This window comes from Rugosimonospora acidiphila (assembly GCF_039543385.1).
Classification (GTDB): Bacteria; Actinomycetota; Actinomycetes; order Mycobacteriales; family Micromonosporaceae; genus Rugosimonospora; species Rugosimonospora acidiphila.
In genome coordinates this window covers 1-2,414 of sequence record NZ_BAABJQ010000079.1, presented here as the reverse complement: position 1 = coordinate 2,414, position 2,414 = coordinate 1, and the positions used below count along the sequence as shown (strand labels likewise).

Genomic DNA, 2,414 nt, shown 5'->3' with positions numbered 1-2,414 from the left:
ATGTTCGAGCGGTTTACCGACCGAGCACGGCGGGTTGTGGTCCTGGCTCAGGAAGAGGCCCGGATGCTCAACCACAACTACATCGGCACTGAGCACATCCTGCTTGGCCTGATCCATGAGGGTGAGGGTGTGGCCGCGAAGGCTCTGGAGAGCCTGGGGATCTCTTTAGAGGGCGTGCGCCAGCAGGTGGAGGAGATCATCGGGCAGGGTCAGCAGGCGCCGAGCGGGCATATTCCGTTCACGCCGCGGGCCAAGAAGGTGCTGGAGCTGTCGCTGCGTGAGGCGTTGCAGCTGGGGCACAACTACATCGGTACGGAGCACATTTTGCTGGGCCTGATCCGTGAGGGTGAGGGTGTGGCGGCTCAGGTGCTGGTGAAGCTTGGTGCGGATCTGAACCGGGTGCGTCAGCAGGTGATCCAGTTGTTGTCGGGTTACCAGGGTAAGGAGCCGGCCGCGGCGGGTGCGGGTGCTTCTGGTGAGGCGGCGCCGTCGACGTCGTTGGTGTTGGATCAGTTCGGTCGGAATCTGACTCAGGCTGCCCGGGAGGGCAAGCTGGACCCGGTGATCGGGCGGGAGAAGGAGATCGAGCGGGTCATGCAGGTGTTGTCCCGCCGGACGAAGAACAATCCGGTGTTGATCGGTGAGCCGGGTGTGGGTAAGACCGCGGTGGTGGAGGGGTTGTCCCAGGCGATCGTGAAGGGTGAGGTGCCCGAGACGCTGAAGGACAAGCAGCTGTACACGTTGGATCTGGGTGCGTTGGTCGCGGGTTCGCGGTATCGGGGTGATTTCGAGGAGCGCTTGAAGAAGGTGCTCAAGGAGATCCGGACGCGGGGCGACATCATCCTGTTCATCGATGAGATCCACACTCTGGTGGGTGCGGGTGCGGCCGAGGGTGCGATCGACGCCGCGTCGATCCTCAAGCCCATGCTTGCCCGTGGTGAACTGCAGACGATCGGCGCGACCACCCTCGACGAGTACCGCAAGCACCTGGAGAAGGATGCCGCGTTGGAGCGGCGCTTCCAGCCGATCCAGGTGGGTGAGCCGTCGTTGGCGCACACGATTGAGATCTTGAAGGGTCTGCGGGATCGGTACGAGGCGCATCACCGGGTGAGTATCACGGATGCGGCGTTGGTGGCGGCGGCGACGTTGGCGGATCGGTATATCTCGGATCGGTATTTGCCGGATAAGGCGATTGATCTGATTGATGAGGCGGGTGCGCGGATGCGGATCCGTCGGATGACCGCGCCGCCGGATCTGCGGGACTTTGATGAGCGGATCGCTCAGGTGCGTCGGGACAAGGAATCCGCGATCGATGCGCAGGATTTTGAGCGGGCTGCTCAGTTGCGGGATCGTGAGAAGCAGTTGTTGGGTCAGAAGTCGCAGCGGGAGAAGGAGTGGAAGGCCGGGGATCTGGATGTCGTCAGTGAGGTTGACGATGAGCAGATCGCTGAGGTGCTTGCCAACTGGACGGGTATCCCGGTGTACAAGCTGACCGAGGAGGAGACTGCTCGGTTGCTGCGGATGGAAGACGAGCTGCATAAGCGGGTCGTGGGTCAGGAGGACGCGGTTCGGGCGGTGTCCAAGGCGATCCGGCGTACTCGGGCTGGGTTGAAGGATCCGAAGCGTCCGTCGGGTTCGTTTATTTTCGCGGGTCCGTCGGGTGTGGGTAAGACGGAGTTGTCGAAGGCTCTGGCGGAGTTCTTGTTCGGGTCTGAGGACGCGTTGATCCAGTTGGACATGTCGGAGTTCCATGATCGGTACACGGTGTCGCGGCTGGTGGGTGCTCCTCCTGGGTATGTGGGGTATGACGAGGGTGGTCAGTTGACGGAGAAGGTGCGTCGGCGGCCGTTCTCGGTGGTGTTGTTCGATGAGATTGAGAAGGCTCATCCGGATGTGTTCAACACTCTCCTGCAGATTTTGGAGGATGGGCGTTTGACGGATGGTCAGGGTCGGATTGTTGATTTCAAGAACACGGTGATCATTCTGACGACGAACTTGGGTACTCGGGATGTGGCGAAGGCTGTGTCGTTGGGGTTCCAGGCGTCGGAGGATTCTGACTCGAATTATGAGCGGATGAAGCAGAAGGTCAACGATGAGTTGAAGCAGCATTTCCGGCCGGAGTTCTTGAACCGTATTGATGACACGATTGTGTTCCATCAGTTGGGTGAGGGTGAGATTCTGCGGATCGTGGATATCATGATCAGCCGGATTGAGTCTCAGTTGCGGAACAAGGACATGGGTCTGGAGTTGACGGGTAACGCGAAGCGGTGGTTGGCGAAGAAGGGTTGGGACCCGGTGATGGGTGCCCGTCCGTTGCGCCGCACGATTCAGCGTGAGATCGAGGACTCGTTGTCGGAGCGGATCCTGTTCAACGAGTTGAAGGCGGGTCAGATCGTGGTCGTGGACTGCGAGGG

General features: G+C 60.6%; 1 protein-coding gene. It reads left to right on the top strand.

What is annotated here, in order from left to right; genetic code table 11:
- Positions 1–2,414, top strand: a 2,414-nt coding sequence (locus ABEA87_RS42090) for an ATP-dependent Clp protease ATP-binding subunit (RefSeq protein ID WP_345639404.1), incomplete at its 3' end; no start/stop codon positions are given.